The 12,981-nt window shown below is 58.5% G+C and carries 16 protein-coding genes; 8 read left to right on the forward strand and 8 right to left on the reverse strand.

The window, feature by feature from the left end:
* A complete protein-coding gene (locus BMZ32_RS00185; protein ID WP_090237839.1) occupies window positions 1-480 on the reverse strand; it encodes a TlpA disulfide reductase family protein in 480 nt (159 codons plus the stop codon).
* Between the two features lie 30 nt (window positions 481-510).
* On the opposite strand from BMZ32_RS00185, the gene BMZ32_RS00190 reads away from it, so the two are divergent.
* A complete protein-coding gene (locus BMZ32_RS00190) occupies window positions 511-1,920 on the forward strand; it encodes a PilZ domain-containing protein (RefSeq protein ID WP_090237842.1) in 1,410 nt (469 codons plus the stop codon).
* 138 nt (window positions 1,921-2,058) lie between these two features.
* Complete coding sequence (locus BMZ32_RS00195) at window positions 2,059-2,451, forward strand: hypothetical protein (RefSeq protein WP_090237845.1); 393 nt, start codon at window positions 2,059-2,061, stop codon at window positions 2,449-2,451.
* 46 nt (window positions 2,452-2,497) lie between these two features.
* Here the strand turns inward: BMZ32_RS00195 and BMZ32_RS19525 are convergent, their stop codons facing one another.
* Both BMZ32_RS19525 and BMZ32_RS00205 read right to left on the reverse strand, forming a co-directional pair.
* Window positions 2,498-2,713: a hypothetical protein gene (locus BMZ32_RS19525; protein ID WP_090237848.1), complete on the reverse strand. Its 216-nt coding sequence runs from the start codon at window positions 2,711-2,713 to the stop codon at window positions 2,498-2,500.
* Between the two features lie 165 nt (window positions 2,714-2,878).
* Window positions 2,879-4,108: a YihY family inner membrane protein gene (locus BMZ32_RS00205; RefSeq protein WP_090237851.1), complete on the reverse strand. Its 1,230-nt coding sequence runs from the start codon at window positions 4,106-4,108 to the stop codon at window positions 2,879-2,881.
* A 104-nt stretch (window positions 4,109-4,212) separates the two neighbouring features.
* On the opposite strand from BMZ32_RS00205, the gene arsC reads away from it, so the two are divergent.
* The 3 genes from arsC to BMZ32_RS00220 are packed head-to-tail and all read left to right on the forward strand — an operon-like array spanning window position 4,213 to window position 5,571.
* A complete protein-coding gene (arsC, locus tag BMZ32_RS00210) occupies window positions 4,213-4,566 on the forward strand; it encodes an arsenate reductase (glutaredoxin) (RefSeq protein WP_090237854.1) in 354 nt (117 codons plus the stop codon).
* A complete protein-coding gene (wrbA, locus tag BMZ32_RS00215; RefSeq protein WP_090237857.1) occupies window positions 4,563-5,168 on the forward strand; it encodes an NAD(P)H:quinone oxidoreductase in 606 nt (201 codons plus the stop codon). Before arsC ends, wrbA begins: the two co-directional genes overlap by 4 nt.
* A complete protein-coding gene (locus BMZ32_RS00220; protein WP_090237860.1) occupies window positions 5,161-5,571 on the forward strand; it encodes a DUF2069 domain-containing protein in 411 nt (136 codons plus the stop codon). The genes wrbA and BMZ32_RS00220 overlap by 8 nt, the downstream gene beginning before the upstream one ends.
* Window positions 5,572-5,614: 43 nt before the next feature.
* On the opposite strand, the gene hda is transcribed toward BMZ32_RS00220, so the two are convergent.
* The 3 genes from hda to BMZ32_RS00235 all read right to left on the reverse strand — a co-directional run bounded on the left by hda (window position 5,615) and on the right by BMZ32_RS00235 (window position 8,577).
* A complete protein-coding gene (gene hda / locus BMZ32_RS00225; RefSeq protein ID WP_090237863.1) occupies window positions 5,615-6,319 on the reverse strand; it encodes a DnaA regulatory inactivator Hda in 705 nt (234 codons plus the stop codon).
* A complete protein-coding gene (locus BMZ32_RS00230; protein ID WP_090237866.1) occupies window positions 6,316-7,407 on the reverse strand; it encodes an AI-2E family transporter in 1,092 nt (363 codons plus the stop codon). Before BMZ32_RS00230 ends, hda begins: the two co-directional genes overlap by 4 nt.
* Window positions 7,408-7,527: 120 nt before the next feature.
* On the reverse strand, window positions 7,528-8,577 hold the full coding sequence (locus BMZ32_RS00235) for a DUF2066 domain-containing protein (RefSeq protein WP_090237871.1): 1,050 nt from the start codon (window positions 8,575-8,577) through the stop codon (window positions 7,528-7,530).
* 321 nt (window positions 8,578-8,898) lie between these two features.
* Here BMZ32_RS00235 and purM point away from each other — a divergent pair, with 321 nt between their 5' ends.
* From purM to BMZ32_RS00250, 3 genes are read left to right on the forward strand one after another with little or no spacing between them, the layout of a single operon-like run.
* Entirely contained in the window at window positions 8,899-9,957 is a 1,059-nt protein-coding gene (purM, locus tag BMZ32_RS00240) for a phosphoribosylformylglycinamidine cyclo-ligase (RefSeq protein ID WP_090237873.1), read from the forward strand.
* Window positions 9,957-10,622, forward strand: coding sequence for a phosphoribosylglycinamide formyltransferase (gene purN, locus BMZ32_RS00245; RefSeq protein ID WP_090237876.1), 666 nt, complete (start codon window positions 9,957-9,959; stop codon window positions 10,620-10,622). Before purM ends, purN begins: the two co-directional genes overlap by 1 nt.
* Window positions 10,623-10,634: 12 nt before the next feature.
* Window positions 10,635-11,351 (forward strand): DUF3108 domain-containing protein, encoded by a 717-nt coding sequence (locus BMZ32_RS00250; RefSeq protein WP_090237879.1) that lies wholly within the window; start codon window positions 10,635-10,637, stop codon window positions 11,349-11,351.
* 98 nt (window positions 11,352-11,449) lie between these two features.
* Here the strand turns inward: BMZ32_RS00250 and BMZ32_RS00255 are convergent, their stop codons facing one another.
* Together BMZ32_RS00255 and mazG are read right to left on the reverse strand one after the other, a co-directional pair.
* Complete coding sequence (locus BMZ32_RS00255) at window positions 11,450-11,989, reverse strand: DUF2058 domain-containing protein (RefSeq protein WP_090237882.1); 540 nt, start codon at window positions 11,987-11,989, stop codon at window positions 11,450-11,452.
* 82 nt (window positions 11,990-12,071) lie between these two features.
* A complete protein-coding gene (gene mazG, locus BMZ32_RS00260) occupies window positions 12,072-12,902 on the reverse strand; it encodes a nucleoside triphosphate pyrophosphohydrolase (RefSeq protein WP_090237885.1) in 831 nt (276 codons plus the stop codon).
* Window positions 12,903-12,981 lie beyond the last annotated feature (79 nt).

Raw genomic sequence — 12,981 nt, forward strand, 5'->3', positions numbered from 1 at the left:
CTAGCCCTCTGCCTTGAGTACAACCAGGCGAGCAGTCAAGCCAGCAGCAGTCTGTTCACCCAACAAGCGCTCACGCATACGGCCCTGCGGATCAACGATATAGGTCACCGGCAGTACCTCGGCGCGCGGTAATTGGTAGCGCTCTGCTGGATCCTGCGCAAGCACAGTGAAGGTGATGCCCATATCTTGCGCCGCTTGACTGAGCTTATCGCCCTGCAGCACATCAAAGTTCACCCCAAGCACCTGTACGGATTGCGCCTTGAGCTGCTTCTCTAGGGCGTTTAGCTCGGGGATCTCGGTGCGGCAGGGTGCGCACCACTGTGCCCAGTAATTAATCACTAACCACTGGCCTTCCAACCGCTCAACCGCTACCTTTCGTCCATATTGATCGACGCCTATGTCTTCAGCACAACCGGCCAGCATCAGACCGATGCCTAAGCCCGCGACAGCACGAATGACCGCTTGGAAACGCATTGCCATGCACTCGCCCTCTGATTCTGTAAGGTTGATATGACATTAGATGCCTTGCGCCTGGAAGTGCCAGACATCCTCGAGACAGACGTCGTGTCACTGGCCGACCTCAATGAGCAACTGGCCCAGGCACGCCTGCAGTCAGTCGAGTTAGCGTTGCAACACGTGCTCGGCCTACTCTTTGGGCTTAACCGCAGCGCCATGACCTTACTCGAAAGGCAACGCGCACTGCAAAGCTTCAGCGACCACTACCGGCATTACAGCAAGGCCTACCAGGGCGAGCAACCACCCAGCGCATTGTTCGTGCACCTTTGCAATGAGCTGGCCATCGGTTTCAAACGCTTGCTGCTGCAAATTCTGCAGGGCCGCCAGCCATCCCGCCCACACTTGGCCTGGTGTTTGTACATGGCTCAGCATTTTCTTGCGCAGAGCCTGCTACGCCACTACCAGCTCTATCAAGAACCGCCACCCAGCCTGTGGCGAGACAGTCACCTGCTGTATTGGATTGGTGAGCATCAGGATTGCCTGGACGAGCCGGTGGCTGCAGCGTTTATCCCGCAACCGGCGAGCACGCTTCGCGGCATCTACCAGCAAATGCTGCTGCTGGCACTGAGCAATCCGTTCCATCTGGCCGATGGCGAATGTGCGCTGTTGTTCGGCGCCCTCTCACAACTGGCCGAGCTGGCGCGGTTGCTGCCTTGGGAAGAAGACGATGAGATTGAAGGGCCAATCATCGATCTTACCGAGGCCCAACCCTGCCTGAGCTATGCCCAGCACCCAACAGGCAGCGCTGAGTATTTACGTCGATTCGAATTAGGCGCCCTACTGGTGGCCTTACATGACCCGGCACCACTGCAAAGTAAGGCTGAGAGCCAGATACTGGAACGTGTGCAGGCGCATTGGCTGGTTCGCCAGCAGCGTCGTCATACCCGCGCTGACCAACGCTCTGAATGTAACCTGATCGTGGGGCTTGGCGGCATTCACGCTCAGCTGCTGGAGCAGCGACCGCGGCCCACCAGCGCGCAGATGCTGGATACCAGCGCAGGCGGCGCACGCTTGCTGTGTAATGCAGATCAGGCTGCGCAACTGTCGATCGGGCAACTGGTTCTACTGCTGACTGGCAGCGAGACCCCCACTCTGGCCCTGGTACGTTGGCGTCACCTCAACAATGAAGGCCTGCACCTAGGCCTGCGCTACCTGAAAGGCTTGCCGCGCCCGGTGTGGCTCCGTCGCGCGCCCAGTGCGCAAACCCACCCAGGCGTGCTGCAAAGTACTCCGACACCGGGTAATGGCTGGCATCACGGTTTGTGGCTACCTAATGGGCAGTTCGTGGAAGGCGAAAACGTCTGGTTGCAAATGGCTAGCGCACACAAACAGGCCATTCTGCCGCTGCCGCCCGCCAATTTACTCACTGCATCCGTCACACGCTATCCGATGCAGTTAGCCTAGACGCTCAGAGCACACGCTGAAACTGCGAGAAGGGTCACGCCGAACGTCGGCCGAGTGCACAGTTTGATCGAGAGGGCCGAGCTTATAATTCATCGCACTCACGCGTGATGCGATCTGTTATCAGCCTGGAACACAACCATGACCCAAGCCCTCGACAAATTGGTCGGCCCGGTGCCATCTGCCATCGTCAATCTCGCCCGCTTACAGGTCACACCGTACGAAGGGCGCGTCGCCGAGTTTAACGTAGCTGCATGGCTGCACCTGCCTGGGCTGGCAAACCTGCCGGTGTCTCTGCTGGTCAGCTACCGTGACGGTGGCACTCAGCGTGAAGTGCTAATCGACCATGGCAAGGTCAATCAGCACAGCAAGATTCTGCTTTCCAGCGTGGCCCGCCTACCGGTCAAGCTGAAAATCGAAGAGATGCAGGTGCGCTTACGCTCTGCCGTTCCGGCGACCAGCCTGGTTGTTGAAGAGTTATTTGTGCAAGCGGCCGAACTACCGCAAGCCGATAGTCGCCAAGCACTCGCCTGATAGCGTATCGCGGCAACAGAAGCCCCGCCCATGCGGGGTTTTGCGTTTAGCTCGAGAGCATCCCCGCCGGCTCGCAAAGGCCCGCTGAATCAGGCTGCATAGCGATTTGCGAGGCTTTAGCTTGCTCCACAGGCATGCTGGTAACTGCCAGGGATTGCGGCCAGTCGCTAAACCGCAAACCAGTGATGCGATTGAGGCGCTCAAGGGCCGCTTGAGGGTCTCGCTGGTGCAGATAAATCACTTGACCTTTAGTGGCTGTCATAACGCCTTCTCACTCCGCCAATCCTTGCCGTGCTGGCAGCTGATTGCTTTGTTTAAGCAGATAGCCAGAAGCGTGCCAGCTTAGTAAAAACCATGCTTAGCGACCTCCGTGGTCACCAGTGCCAACGCCAGCCGCCAGCACAACGCCGCAAACTGACGTTTTACGTCACTTTGGCACTTGGGCCTGCGGCTGCAGCCACTGCGCAAGGTCTTCACCGAATAACGCCGCCTGCTCGTCCTGCAACTTCGTCAGCCCGCTGCGCAATGCCGGGTACCAAACCTCATCGAGCTGCTCGGGCAGATTCTCTGCCCTTGGCAGCGGCCAAGGGCTGTGGCTGAGCAGTTGATGCAGCGAGTAGTGACCAAGGTCACGGCTGAGCACCCAGGTACCTGAGCCGGTCGAGGCGATCAGTTTTTGCTGTTCGAGAAACACCAGAATCTCTTCCCACTCATGCTCTGCCAGCATCCAACCTTGGCGCTGAACATCACGCAAGCGCACCTTCAAACCCAACTGCTGGCGCTCATAAAACACCCGCAATACACCAAGCGCCATCAGCAGCCGTGGTACCGCACGGTTGCGCCATTGCTGGGAAAACCCCAGGTTGCAGACCAGCTCAGCACCGAACAGTACGATCAGCCAGGACAGATAGATCCACAAAAGGAACAACGGCACTGTGGCAAACGCACCATAGATCAGCTGATAGCCGGGAAACACCCGCACATAAAGCCCGAACAGCATCTTCGCCACTTCGAATAAGATCGCCGCAAACACCCCGCCTAACAGTGCATGGCGAATCGGTACCGTGGCATTCGGCACCGTGGCATACAGCAGGGTAAAGGCTGCCACGCTAGTCAGCAGTGGCATAAACTTTAGGAGCTCCTGCGCACCTAGCAGGGCATCCGGCCCGGAAATCAGCGACAGCGACGTAAAGTAGGTACTGATCGCAAAGCCACCGCCAAGCAACAGCGGCCCCAGGCTGAGAATTGCCCAGTACAGCAGAAAGCTCGACACGCCACGCCTTGGCTGGCGCACCCGCCAGATGGTGTTGAAGGTTTTTTCTATCGTTACCAACATCCAAAAAGCCGTTACCGCCAGCACCGCTACGCCGATCCAAGTTAACTGACGCGCCTGGGTGGTGAAGCCACGCAAGTACTGCTGCAGCGTTTCACCGGCAGAGGGCACGAAGTTACGGAAGATAAAGCTTTGAATTTGCTCGCCGCTGCCCTGAAACGCAGGAATGGCCGAAAGCATGGAGAACGTCACCGTCATCATCGGCACCACCGCAAACAAGGTGGTGTAGGTCAGCGCCGCCGCATTACTGGTACCTCTGTCGGCAATAAACCGTTGCAGTAAAAACCGCCAAAAATCCACCCAACTATTAACGCGCTGCCACATGCCTTCTCCTTAGCCATTTACACGCCAGCGACCTGCTAGGGCGCAGGCGTGAACGTCGTTAGCGGTTAGAATAGCCGCCATCGAAGGTAACAGGCGACCCGAACATGACCGATATGACGCTCTACCATAACCCGCGCTGTTCAAAATCGCGCAGCGCACTGCAGCTTCTGGAAGAACGCGGGCTCAGCCCAACCATCGTGCGCTACCTGGACACTCCCCTGAGTAGCAACGAGTTACAGGAGTTACTGGGTAAGCTCGGCATCAGCGCCCGGCAGCTGTTGCGCACCGGCGAAGATGAATACAAAAACCTAGCCCTGAACAATCCGCAGTTGACTGAAGCGCAGCTGATCGATGCCATGGCCAGCCAGCCAAAATTGATTGAGCGGCCGATTCTGGTCGTCGGTGATAAAGCGGTTATCGGCCGCCCTCCGGAAACCGTCCTGGAGATTCTGCCGTGAACGCGCCCTATATTTTGGTGCTTTATTACAGCCGCCATGGCGCAACCGCGGAAATGGCCCGACAAATTGCTCGCGGTGTCGAGATAGGCGGCTTGGAAGCACGCCTGCGCACTGTGCCGGCGGTATCAGCCGAATGCGAAGCGGTTGCCGCAGATATCCCGGCAGAAGGTGCGCTCTACGCCAGCCTGGATGATCTGAAGAACTGCGCTGGCTTGGCACTTGGCAGCCCGACCCGTTTCGGCAATATGGCCGCGCCGCTCAAGTACTTCATAGACGGCACCAGTGGCCTGTGGCTGACAGGTGGCCTGGTCGGTAAACCGGCCGGCGTATTCACCTCGACTGCCAGCCTGCATGGCGGTCAGGAAACCACCCTGCTGTCGATGCTGCTGCCACTGCTGCATCATGGCATGCTGATCACCGGCCTGCCCTACAGCGAGGCCGCCCTGCTGGAAACCCGAGGCGGCGGCACGCCCTATGGCGCCAGCCACCACGCCGGAGCAGACGGTAAGCGCGCTCTTGATGAACATGAAACCGCCCTATGCCGCGCACTCGGCCAACGCCTGGCGCAAACCGCAGCAAAATTGGAGAGTCACCGTGGCTAAAACCGCAAAACCGTTGCCGGCGCTGGAATGGTTGCAACCGCGCCTGCGCATCAGCCGCGCAGTCAGCCTGCTGAGTTTTTTAGGCCTGGGTGCATTGGTTGTGGTGTGGAACCTGTGGTTCGCCAATATCCCCGGCAAACTGCTCTGGGTGATTCTTGGCGCTCAGCTGTTGCCCTTGCTAATACTGGCGCCGGGCCTAATTCTCGGTCATGCACGCGCCCATGCCTGGGCCTGCTTTGTGGTGAATCTGTACTTTATCCAAGGCGTACTTGCGGCCTTCGACCCCAGCAAGGCCACATACGGCTGGCTACTAACAGGGCTGAGTTTTAGCCTGTTTTGCGCGGCCTTGATGTTTACCCGCTGGCGTTTTCAGTACGAACGTAAGCTGGCAGGGGAAAACTAGGCTTGGTAAGCATGAATAAGCGTTACTGCACGCTTATTCATGCTTACCAGCCGAGGGTTTCTTTGAGGAAGGGAATCGTCAGCTTGCGCTGAGCCTGCAGCGAAGCCTGATCAAGGCGCTCGAGCAAGTCGAACAAGGCATTCATGCTGCGCTCACCGCGAGTCAGGATAAAACGCCCGACCTCATCGCTCAGGTGCAGACCGCGCCGCGAGGCGCGAAGCTGCAAGGCGCGCAACTTGTCTTCATCGGACAGTGAACGCAACTGAAACACCAACGCCAGGGTCAGGCGGGATTGCAGATCAGCCAGTTTGACCGGCAACTCGCGCGGCGAAGCGCTGGCAGCCAACAACAGACGCCGGCCACTATCACGCAAACGGTTGAACAGGTGAAACAACGCCTCTTCCCACTCACTGTGACCGGCCACCGCATCCAGGTCATCCAGACAGACCAGCTCATAGCGCTCAAGATTATCCAACAATGCCGGGCCGTACTGGACTAATTCAGCCAGCGGCAAGTACACCGCCGGCTCGCCGCGCTGCTCAAAGCGCAAGCAAGCGGCTTGCAGCAAATGACTACAGCCGACGCCTTGCGCACCCCATAAATAGATAAGACTTTCCGTCCAGCCGGCATCGGCTTCGCACAGACGCTCGACATAGCCCAACGCCGCAGCGTTGGCTCCGGGGTAGTAATTGGCGAAAGTGGCGTCATCGCGCAGACGCACACCTAAAGGCAGTTGTATGGGTGTCATGCTGGGTTGGGCGGCTCGTCTGAACCACGGGCTGGCTCACCGTAAAGATTGGAAAGTTTATAGAATTCATACAGATGACGCACTAAAACCATAATCACCGCTGCCACCGGCAGCGCCATTAGGATGCCGGTGAAGCCAAACAGTTGGCCGCCGGCCATGATCGCGAAGATCACCGCAACCGGGTGCAAGCCAATACGATCACCCACCAGCAGCGGCGTCAGCAGCATACCTTCGAGCATTTGCCCGACGACAAATACCGCGGCGATGGCCAGTAATGGGTAAAAATCCACGCCAAACTGGAACAACCCGGCCGTCAGGGCAGCGCCAATCCCGACCACTACGCCCAAGTAAGGCACGATGCTGGCCAGGCCGGCCAACACACCGATTAGCAGCCCAAGCTCCAGGCCAATCATCATCAGCCCAGTGGCATACATCACGCCGAGCGCCAGCATCACCAGCAGTTGACCGCGCAGGAAAGCGCCGAGCACTTCGTGGCACTCACTAAACAGCTGCACAACAAGGCCTTCACGACCTCTTGGCAGCAAGCTACGCAGTTTAGCGACCATCAGGTCCCAATCGCGCATCAGGTAGAAGCTGACCACCGGAATCAGCAGCAGATTGGCCAACCACGCTAAAAACGCCAGCCCCGAAGCAGTGGCTTTGGACAGCAGCATACCGACGATATCGGTGGTGTTACCCAATTGTCCGGACATCGCTTCCTTTAACTGATCAAACCGCCAGAAGCCGTCACTTAGCCCCAGCTTGAGCTGAACCCACGGCAACGCTTGGTGTTGTAGCCAGTCAAGTATTTCTGGAACCAGCTCATACAGGCGCACAAGCTGCTTACCCAACATAGGCACCAGGACCAGCAACAGAATGGCCATGACCAGGGTGATCAGCGCAAAGACCACCACCACACCCCAAGTCCGCGAGAGTTTCCAGCGCTCCAGGCGGTCTACCAGCGGGTCGCCCATGTAGGCCAGCAACACGCCGATTAGGAACGGTGAAAGAATCGGTGCCAGCAGGTACAGCAGGCCGCCCAGCAGCAACGCTGCGACTATCCATATCCAACGATGCGAGTCGATCATGCTCTGCGCTCCATATACCAATGCTTTATCCAAAAATACCTAAGCCTGCGAGGACCATGACATAAGAAAACCGCCTCGATTAAGCGGCGGCTTTTAAATCAGGGCGAGCGCAATAGCCACCTACCAGCGAAACTTCAACACCTTGTCGTGCGGCTCGACCGGTGGCGTGAGCCCTACCTCGGTGGCAGGTGGCGTAACCGCCTGGCTACCATCAACCGGCAGAGCCTCGGCCGGCACCTCCTGCAACTGCGCCAACCCTAATTGCGCACGCAGCTGCTCGGCATTGGCATTTACAGCAAACGTGAGGGTGTCGCCTTCAACCTTGCGCAACTGCGCGGAGAAAGGTTCAAGAATGCGCTGCAATTCAGCGTAGCGCGCAAGGTCAACACCCTGCACTTGCACGGTCAAGCGACTGGTGGCACCGGCGGCCACAATAAACCGTGGCGCCAAACGCTGATTGACCGCTAGCAGGACGGCATCTGCCAGCGCGGCCTGATCGGCACCCTTAACCTTACCTTGCTCACGCTCATCGCCCAGCCATAGACGCCACTCAGCCTGCCACTGGCCATTTGCTTCACGCGCCATAACGGCCAGCAAGGCGTCGGCGGCGTAACGCTCAGAAGCTTCACGCAATACGGCGGGATCATTCGCAGTGAAGTTTTCCGGCACGCCCATCAGCTGTTCGGACAGGTCGGCCAATGGCAGGCGCAGCGGCAGACCACGGTGCTGCGCAGCCTGATTGAACGGCGCAGCAGCGGCTTGTCCATCGCCAAGCAAGCGGCTGCCATCGCTGGCATCACTCAACCACCAGAGCAGGATGCGGGGACGATTTACGCCCCACAGCGCCAGGCCCGCCTGACGCAAGCCGCGCTCAGTGCTGTACGGGTCAAAGTCGACCAGCAACGTGTCACCTTCGTAAACATATTGGCTAACAATCTGTTGCGGGTCTTTGTGCAGCGCCGCCAGTGCCGGGTTCTGCGCCGCATCAGCCTTACCGGTTAAGCGCAACACCAAAGTATCCAGCGCACGACTTAGGGCGGCCGCACGCTCTTCCGGCTGCTGGCTGCTAACCGCTTCGCGGACTTGATACAGATTACTCACGGGCGCGGCCAAAGCTGGCAGGCCGCCCAGCGATAAACAGATAACAAGCAGGCGAGCGGTCAAACGCATGAATAGGTTCTCGACGGACGGAAAAGGACACACAGGCCCTATTTAATAACAGTGCTGCCTGCCCACATCACGCAAGGCAACCGGCAACAGCTCAGGATTACGAGTTTAGGGGCTGTGAAGGTGCATACCAAAGCCCTTTTCAGCCACGTATCACCTGCAGCGGCTCGATTGTGAGCCGGTTGCCACCTTAAACAGCCGTCCCAATGGCCGCAACCTTGGCGGCTGGCCGCTGCCGGGTAAGCCTGATAAAATCGCGCGCCTTCGCAGACCGCCGCTACGCGCGGCGATGCCTATCCGAATTTTCCCTAAAGGCCTGGATCTATGAGCAAGCAACCCTCCATCAGCTACAAGGACGCAGGTGTAGATATCGACGCGGGCGAAGCCCTGGTCGAACGCATCAAAAGCGTGGCCAAGCGCACCGCACGTCCGGAAGTCATGGGTGGGCTGGGCGGCTTCGGCGCGCTGTGCGAGATCCCTGCTGGCTACAAGCAACCGGTGCTGGTCTCCGGCACTGACGGCGTCGGCACCAAACTGCGCCTAGCGCTGAACCTGAACAAACACGACAGCATCGGCCAGGACCTGGTTGCCATGTGTGTCAACGACCTGGTGGTCTGTGGTGCCGAGCCGCTGTTCTTCCTCGATTACTACGCCACCGGCAAGCTCAACGTTGACGTGGCCGCCACCGTGGTTACCGGTATCGGCGCTGGTTGTGAACTGGCAGGCTGCTCGCTGGTCGGTGGTGAAACCGCTGAGATGCCGGGCATGTATGAAGGCGAAGACTACGATCTGGCCGGCTTCTGCGTTGGCGTAGTGGAAAAAGCTGAGATCATCGACGGCTCGAAAGTCGCCGCTGGTGATGCGCTGATCGCCCTACCGTCTTCCGGCCCGCACTCCAACGGCTACTCGCTGATCCGCAAGATCATCGAAGTTTCAGGCACTGAGATCGAAGCCACTGAGGTTGATGGCAAGCCGCTGGCTGACCTGCTGATGACCCCAACGCGCATCTACGTCAAACCCCTGCTCAAGCTGATCAAAGACACTGGTGCCGTTAAAGCCATGGCTCACATCACCGGCGGTGGCTTACTCGACAACATCCCGCGCGTGCTGCCAAAGGGCGCACAAGCAGTGGTCGACGTCGCCAGCTGGACCCGTCCAGCGGTGTTCGACTGGCTGCAGGAAAAAGGCAACGTTGACGAGCACGAGATGCACCGCGTCCTTAACTGTGGCGTTGGCATGGTGATCTGCGTGGCCCAGGATCAAGTCGATATCACTCTACAAACCCTGACCGCCGCCGGCGAACAGCCGTGGGTGATCGGCCAGATCAACCACGCGGCTGAAGGCGCTGCCCAGGTCGTCCTGAACAACCTGAAACAGCACTAATGCCGGCACCGTGCAATGTTGTGGTGCTGATATCGGGCTCCGGCAGCAACCTGCAGGCACTGATTGATAGCATTCAGGCCGGCGCTGACGCCTCCGAGAGCAGCCCGGCGCTGATCAGCGCGGTGGTTTGTAACCGCGCCGATGCCCTAGGCTTGCAACGCGCGCAGGCCGCCGGCATCGCCACCGTGGTACTCGACCACAAACAGTTCGAGGGCCGCGAGGCGTTCGACGCTGCACTGGTCGCGACTATCGACGGCTATGATCCGCAACTGGTGGTGCTGGCTGGTTTTATGCGTATTCTCACCCCGACTTTTGTCCGCCATTACGCAGGGCGCTTGCTCAATATCCACCCGTCCCTGCTGCCTAAATACAAAGGTTTGCATACCCATCAACGGGCATTGGACGCTGGTGACAGCGAGCACGGTTGCAGCGTGCACTTCGTCAGCGAGGAACTCGATGGCGGACCACTGGTCGTACAGGCTGTGGTCGCGGTGAAGCCAGATGACACGCAAAGCAGTCTGGCGCAGCGCGTACACCAGCAAGAACATGTGATTTACCCGATGGCAGTTCGCTGGTTTGCCGAAGGCCGCTTGCACCTAACGGCGCAAGGGGCGATGTTAGACGAGCAGCTGTTACCGAGTACCGGATACCTTATTCGAACGTAAACAGGAGACACCATGGGTCGCGCCTTACTGTTCGCACTGACACTACTGAGCCTGCCGGCATTCGCCGTTGAGCTAAAACCCTTTTCCGCCAGCTACACCGCCGACTGGAAGCAACTGCCCGTCAGCGGCAGCGCCGAGCGCAGCCTGCAAGCGCTGGACAATGGTGTGTGGAAACTTAATTTTGAAGCTTCTATGCTAGTTGCCAGCCTGACCGAAGAAAGCACCTTGCGCGTGGATAACACCACCTTCCTACCCCAGACGTATTTGTATGAGCGCGGCGGCCTGGGCAAAAGTAAGAAAATCGAGCAGGACTTTGACTGGGAAGCCAAGCAAGTCATCGGCAGCGACCGCGATACCCCGGTGCGCCTGCCCCTGAACCGCGGCCTACTGGACAAGTCGACCTACCAACTGGCCTTGCAATACGATGTGGCCGCCGGCAAGCAGAGCATGAGCTATCAGGTGGTCGATGGCGACGAAGTGGAAACCTATGATTTCCGCGTGCTCGGTGAGGAAGTCGTGCGTACCAAGGCGGGCCTGGTCGATGCGATCAAGGTCGAGCGCGTGCGTGACCCGACTCAAAGCAGCCGTAAGACCATCCTCTGGTTCGCCAAGAATTGGGACTTCCTGCTGGTACGCCTGCATCAGGTCGAGAAGGACGGTAAGGAATACCAGATCATGCTCAAGCAAGGCAGCGTTGACGGCAGAGCTGTTGAAGGCCGCCAGGACTGAGACAGAGCGCAATAAAAAGCCGAGCTCAGCCGCTCGGCTTTTTATTGCGCGGATTGTTGCAAGCAGGGCCGAGTCACACTCGGCCCTCGCTTACTGAATCACCACATCAGGTCATCCGGTACCTGATAAGCCGCGTACGGATCATCGGCATCCGGCGCTTCGGTTGGAGTATTGAGCAGGACTACACGCTGTGCATCGCGCTCCTGAATCTTCAGCGCGGCCTCGCGCGGGATCACTTCATAGCCGCCACCGTGGCGCACGATCGCCAGCGAACCGCTGCTGAGTTTGTTGCGCATCAACGCGTTGACCGACAGACGCTTGACCTTCTTGTCGTCAACAAAATTGTAGTAATCCTCGGTGGTCAGCTTGGGCAGACGCGACACCTCGATCAGTTGCTTGACCTGCGCGGTGCGGGCCTTTTGCTCGACCTTCTGCTGCTGCTGACGGTTGAGCTCCTGATCACGCGCGGCCTTCTCAGCCATGGCCTGTTGAGCGGCGAGCTTTTGCGACTCATCCTTCTCGATGTGGCCTTTCTGCTCCAGACGCTGCTTCTTCTGTTTTTCCTTGCCGACCTGCTTGGCCTGCTTTTCGTTGACCAGCCCCGCTTTAAGCATCTGATCGCGTAGTGAGAGAGCCATAACCTACCTTTCCAACCATCAATATTGAGTGGGCATGCCCACCCGTAACCTGTCGTATGTTGGCGCACTGGCACCTATGTATTCAGCCACTCGGGGTGAGCTTTTCCAGCTTTTTAGCTTCGCCCCACAGCGCATCTAACTCATCCAGGGCGCAATCTTGCATAGCCCGACCCGCTTCGCGCAAGGTCTGCTCGATAAAACGGAAGCGTCGTTCGAACTTGCCGTTGGCCGCACGCAGGGCTGTTTCCGGGTCGACTTTCAGGTGGCGCGCCAAGTTGCTGACCACAAACAGCAGATCGCCAATCTCCTCGCTAATCGCTTCGGAGTCGTTTTCGCTCATGGCCTCCAGCACTTCATCCAGCTCTTCACGCACCTTGTCGACCACCGGTAGAGCGTCTGGCCAGTCAAAACCGACTTGAGCGGCACGCTTTTGCAATTTGATTGCCCGGCTCAGTGCTGGCAACACCACCGGCACATCATCGAGCAATGACAGCTGCTCAGGAGCGCTGGCTTTCTCGGCGCGCTCTTCGGCTTTCAGCGCTTCCCAGCGTTGCTTGACCGCAGCTTCATCGAGCTTAGCCATACCCGGCGCGCCATACAGCTCACCATCGGGGAACACATGCGGATGCCGACGCAGCAGCTTGCGGGTGATGCCGTCGATCACATCGGCAAACTCGAAGCGCCCTTCTTCACGCGCCAGCTGGCTGTAATACACCACCTGAAACAGCAGGTCACCCAACTCACCCGGCAAATGGTCGAAGTCGCCGCGCTCAATGGCATCAGCCACCTCGTAGGCTTCCTCGATGGTGTACGGCACGATAGTCGCGTAGCTCTGTTTAAGGTCCCACGGGCAACCGTGCTGCGGGTCGCGCAGACGGGCCATCAGGTGCAGCAGATCGTTAAGTTGATACATAACAAATCCCGATTAATACGCTTACATAGGATGGGTTAGCCGTGCAAAGCACACGATGATAGCGCGTTGCTTAACGCAA

Source organism: Pseudomonas guineae (assembly GCF_900113745.1).
In the GTDB taxonomy this organism is placed as follows: Bacteria; Pseudomonadota; Gammaproteobacteria; order Pseudomonadales; family Pseudomonadaceae; genus Aquipseudomonas; species Aquipseudomonas guineae.

What these genes read in the sequence shown, in the direction of transcription:
- arsC (WP_090237854.1), top strand. Translation starts at nt 4,213, where the DNA reads ATGACCGATATGACGCTCTACCATAACCCGCGCTGTTCAAAATCGCGC.
- BMZ32_RS00185 (WP_090237839.1), bottom strand. Translation starts at nt 480, where the DNA reads ATGGCAATGCGTTTCCAAGCGGTCATTCGTGCTGTCGCGGGCTTAGGC.
- purM (WP_090237873.1), top strand. Translation starts at nt 8,899, where the DNA reads ATGAGCAAGCAACCCTCCATCAGCTACAAGGACGCAGGTGTAGATATC.
- BMZ32_RS00195 (WP_090237845.1), top strand. Translation starts at nt 2,059, where the DNA reads ATGACCCAAGCCCTCGACAAATTGGTCGGCCCGGTGCCATCTGCCATC.
- purN (WP_090237876.1), top strand. Translation starts at nt 9,957, where the DNA reads ATGCCGGCACCGTGCAATGTTGTGGTGCTGATATCGGGCTCCGGCAGC.
- BMZ32_RS00205 (WP_090237851.1), bottom strand. Translation starts at nt 4,108, where the DNA reads ATGTGGCAGCGCGTTAATAGTTGGGTGGATTTTTGGCGGTTTTTACTG.
- BMZ32_RS19525 (WP_090237848.1), bottom strand. Translation starts at nt 2,713, where the DNA reads ATGACAGCCACTAAAGGTCAAGTGATTTATCTGCACCAGCGAGACCCT.
- BMZ32_RS00190 (WP_090237842.1), top strand. Translation starts at nt 511, where the DNA reads ATGACATTAGATGCCTTGCGCCTGGAAGTGCCAGACATCCTCGAGACA.
- BMZ32_RS00230 (WP_090237866.1), bottom strand. Translation starts at nt 7,407, where the DNA reads ATGATCGACTCGCATCGTTGGATATGGATAGTCGCAGCGTTGCTGCTG.
- BMZ32_RS00235 (WP_090237871.1), bottom strand. Translation starts at nt 8,577, where the DNA reads ATGCGTTTGACCGCTCGCCTGCTTGTTATCTGTTTATCGCTGGGCGGC.
- BMZ32_RS00255 (WP_090237882.1), bottom strand. Translation starts at nt 11,989, where the DNA reads ATGGCTCTCTCACTACGCGATCAGATGCTTAAAGCGGGGCTGGTCAAC.
- hda (WP_090237863.1), bottom strand. Translation starts at nt 6,319, where the DNA reads ATGACACCCATACAACTGCCTTTAGGTGTGCGTCTGCGCGATGACGCC.
- BMZ32_RS00250 (WP_090237879.1), top strand. Translation starts at nt 10,635, where the DNA reads ATGGGTCGCGCCTTACTGTTCGCACTGACACTACTGAGCCTGCCGGCA.
- mazG (WP_090237885.1), bottom strand. Translation starts at nt 12,902, where the DNA reads ATGTATCAACTTAACGATCTGCTGCACCTGATGGCCCGTCTGCGCGAC.